This is a genomic window from Actinomycetota bacterium, assembly GCA_036280995.1.
GTDB lineage: Bacteria > Actinomycetota > CALGFH01 > CALGFH01 > CALGFH01 > CALGFH01.
In genome coordinates, this window is sequence record DASUPQ010000767.1 from 1 (window position 1) to 3,909 (window position 3,909).

The 3,909-nt window shown below is 71.8% G+C and carries 2 protein-coding genes; both read right to left on the reverse strand.

Translation table 11 applies throughout. From position 1 onward, the window contains the following. Positions 1–316: 316 nt before the first annotated feature. Complete coding sequence (locus VF468_25665; protein ID HEX5881675.1) at positions 317–1,657, reverse strand: adenylate/guanylate cyclase domain-containing protein; 1,341 nt, start codon at positions 1,655–1,657, stop codon at positions 317–319. Between the two features lie 10 nt (positions 1,658–1,667). Continuing rightward, positions 1,668–3,341, reverse strand: coding sequence for an MFS transporter (locus VF468_25670; GenBank protein ID HEX5881676.1), 1,674 nt, complete (start codon positions 3,339–3,341; stop codon positions 1,668–1,670). Between the last annotated feature and the right edge of the window lie 568 nt (positions 3,342–3,909).

Below are 3,909 nucleotides of genomic sequence, written 5' to 3' on the forward strand. Positions count from 1 at the left end.
AGCGGCGCCAGCACCAGCCCGACGACCCCGAACAGCGGATGCACGACCTCGGACTGGATGAGGGCGACGCCGGCCAGGGCGGTCGGGTCGGCGTCGGCCAGGGTGGCCGACACCAGGGCCACGGCCGGGGGCGAGCAGGGCGAAGAGGCCGTTGTCGGCGACCGGCAGGACCACCAGCAGCAGGCCGGTCAGCACCTGGGTGGAAGGGGGTCCTCCTGTGCCGGGGCTGGGAGCCTATCCCGACCAGCGGGCGGGCCCTGCCGGCCGCACCTTAGCGGATGTGGCATCCCAGGATCGCCGTTAGGGTAGGGACAGGTCAGGGGAACGCCGCGAACAGGTGCCACTGGCCGGGCACCCCCCGGAGGGACTGGACACTCCGGTCCTCGAACCGGATCTCGGCTCCCGCGACCAGGTCCTTTACCGTACTGGACACCAGCACCTCGTTGGGCCGGGCCAGACCCATGACCCGCGAGGCGATGTGGACCGCGATCCCGCCGATGTCGCCGTCCCGGAGCTCGACCTCGCCGGTGTGCACGGCCGCCCGGACCTCAAGGCCGAGCGCGCGCACCTCCCGGCCGATCGCGCCGGCGCACGTCACCGCCCGGGCCGGGCCATCGAAGGTCGCCAGCAGCCCGTCGCCGGTCATCTTCACCTCCCGGCCCCGGTACCGCTCCAGCTGCTCTCGGGCCAGGGTGTCGTGGCGCCCGAGCAGCTCCCGCCATCGGCGATCGCCCACCTCGGCGGCGCGTTCGGTCGAGCCGGCGATGTCGGTGAACAGGATCGTGGCCAGGACCCGATCCGGCATCGGTGGGGTCCGGGAACCGGTGAGGAACTCCTCGATCTCGGCGGCAACCGCCTCGGTGTCGCCGACGAACGGCAGGTTGTCGCCGTCTGGGAGCTCGACGAGCCTGGCGCCGGGAATGCGGCCGGCGGCATAGCGGCTCGCCCCCACATCCACGGCCCGGTCGCCGGTCCGATGCACGATCAACGTCGGCACGCGGATCTGGGGCAGCGCCTCCCGCACGTCGATGTCCCTGATCATCCGCAACCAGGCCTGGGCAGCTCCCGGACTGACGCTGCTCCGCATCGCCTTGGCCAAGAACTGGAGGAACTGCTGGTCGTCGGCGAGGCTGGGGGCCACCACGCCCGCCAGCAGCCTGGCCATGGGGTCGCTCCCCCAGGCGGCCGGCAACTGTTCGCCGAACATGCCCTGCAGCTCGGGCGCCAGCGCCCAGGGGAAGTCGCCGGTGCCGGTGCCCTTGACCAGGGGCGCGTACAGGACCAGGGCCCGCGTGCGTTCGGGATGGGTGGCGGCGAACAGGGCGCTCAGGGCGGCCCCCTCGAGGTCGCCGCAGACGGCTGGGCGCTCGGCCCCAGCGGCGTCCAGGACCGCCAGAACATCCTGCATGGTGTCCTCGAGGACTACCGGTCCTGGCGCGTGGTCGGACAGCCCGGTACTGCGCTTGTCGAACACGATGAGCCGGGAGAACGACACCAGCCGCGCACTCCAGCGCACGACACCCGGCCACTCGTGGTTCTGCTCCAGGTGGGAGGTGAACGCTGGAACCAAGATCAGGTCCAGGGGTCCGTCACCGAACACCCGATAGGCGATGTGGACGCCGCCGCTGTTGACATACCGAACCTCGGAACCAGTCATCGGGCCACCACTAGGCGCGCTGGACGTCCGAGGGCTGGCGCTCGCCCGGGCATGCGAGGCATCCCGAGCCCACCCGGATGACCTGGATGGCACGCTCTGGCTCGGGCTGGGCGACGGCGACCGGCTCGGGAGCGGGCTGCTCGGCGGCCTCGGCCTCGGCACCGGCGGGCACCGCCCGAAGCAGGACCGTCGCCATGACGGCGCCGCCGGCCGCGACCACGGCGCTGAGCGCGACGGTGAGCTGCATCCCCTGCACGAACGCCTCCCGGGCCGCGTCGACCAGCGCCGCGCCGAGCTCGCCGGGCAGCTGCGCGGCCACGCCCATCGCCCCGCCGAGGGTGTCGCGCGCGACCGCCGCAGCCTCGGCCGGGATCCCCGCCGGCATCGTGTCGGCCAGGACGCCGCGGTAGACCGCCGCCCCGATGCTGCCGAGGATCGCGATGCCGAACGCGCCGCCCAGCTCGGCGCCGGTCTCTGAGATCCCCGAGGCCGCCCCGGCGCGCTCGGGCGGGGCCGACCCGACGATCAGGTCGGTGGTGGCGGTGAACACCGGCGCCAGGCCCAGCGACACCACCAGCGAGGCACCCACCAGGATCGCCAGGTCGGCGTCGCGCGAGCCGCCGACCCGGGTGAGCACGGCCAGGCCGACCGCCGCCAACCCCAGGCCGGTGCCGATCACGTAGGCCGGGCGGACCCGGCGCAGGATCCGGGGAGCCAGGTTGGAGCCGACGATGAACCCGACCGCCGACGGCAGCGACCACAGGCCCGCCTCCAGCGGCGAGAGTCCGAGCACCAGCTGCAGGTACTGGGCGACGAACAGGAAGTAGCCGACCGCGATGAAGATGCCGAGCAGGTTGGTCGCCAACGACGCGTTGAACGCCTGGATCCGGAACAGCCGAAGGTCGATCATCGGGTCGGCAAGAGTCAGCTGTCGGCGCACGAACACCACGCCCACCACCAGCCCCACCAGGACGGCCGAGACGGCGAGCATGCCGAGCCCGTCCTGGGCGACCAGCTTCAGCCCGAAGACCACCGCCAGCACCGCCACCAGCGACAACGCCGCGCTCACCAGGTCCAGCCGGCCGGCATTGGGGTCGCGGTACTCCGGCAGCACCCGCGGACCCAGCGTCAGCAGCAGCGCCATCACCGGCAGCGCCAGCAGGAACACCGAGCCCCACCAGTAGCGCTCAAGCAGTACCCCGCCCAGCACAGGCCCGATGGCGCCGCCGGCCGAGAAGGCGGTGATCCAGATCCCGATGGCGACCGAGCGCTGCCTGGGGTCCTGGAACAGGCTGAAGATCAGCGACAGGGTGGACGGCGCCAGGGTCGCCCCGGCGATCCCCAGCAGCGCCCTGGCCGCGATCAGCTGCCCAGGGCTGGTCGACAGGGCGGCAAGGATCGAGAGTACGCCGAAGGCGGCGGCGCCGATCAGCAGCAGCCGGCGGCGGCCGATCCGGTCGCCGAGGGTGCCCATGGTGACCAGGAACCCGGCGACCATGAAGCCGTAGATGTCGGTGATCCACAGCAGCTCCGCGCTGCTGGGCTGCAGCTCCGCGCTCAACGACGGCACGGCCAGATGCAGCACCGTCAGGTCCATCGCGTACAGCAGGCAGGCCAGGGCCAGCACCGCCAGCCCGATCCACTCGCGCCGGCCCGCCCGTGCCGTCACGGGGGCGGCGGTCACGTTGGCGTTCTGGTCGTTGGGTTCATCAGCGTTTCTTCTCATCCCTGTCGTACGCGCTTCGCCCTTCATGGTCTCGCGTGCGGTCTCGGACTACTGTGAGTGGCGTGGATGACGTTGGGCAGTCATGGGAGCGACCAGACAGCCGGTAGCTGGCGCTGTCCGGGACATCTCCCGTTCGCCGTTGGAGTTGGTGAGGATTCCACGCCGATTCTAGGGCCAGGCGGCGACAGCGAGGTCGAGCGAGCCGGGCTTGTCGACGGTCGCCCGCTCCGGGCGGCGGCGCGCTGGAATCCTGGCCGCGGATGACCGACGCACCCCACATGGTTCTTGTCCTCGAGCAGCAGGCTCGTTCTCCGGTCGGGCCCCGCGCGACGCAGGCGGGGTGGCGTTGTCAGGTGGGGTGAGCCCTCATCCGCTGCCGCAACTCATTCGGGGCATGACGCTTCTTCGGGCAATGACGAGTAGCTCCCTCCACTGGTGCTCCTGCGGGCTGTCGCTGCGGGTTGTTGACCGTCGGGCGTTCAACGTGGGGGAACCGTTGTTCCATCGGCTGTGACCACGTCGCCTG

Excerpts from the sequence above, each read along its gene's own strand:
- VF468_25665 (HEX5881675.1), bottom strand. The coding sequence starts at position 1,657 with ATGACTGGTTCCGAGGTTCGGTATGTCAACAGCGGCGGCGTCCACATC.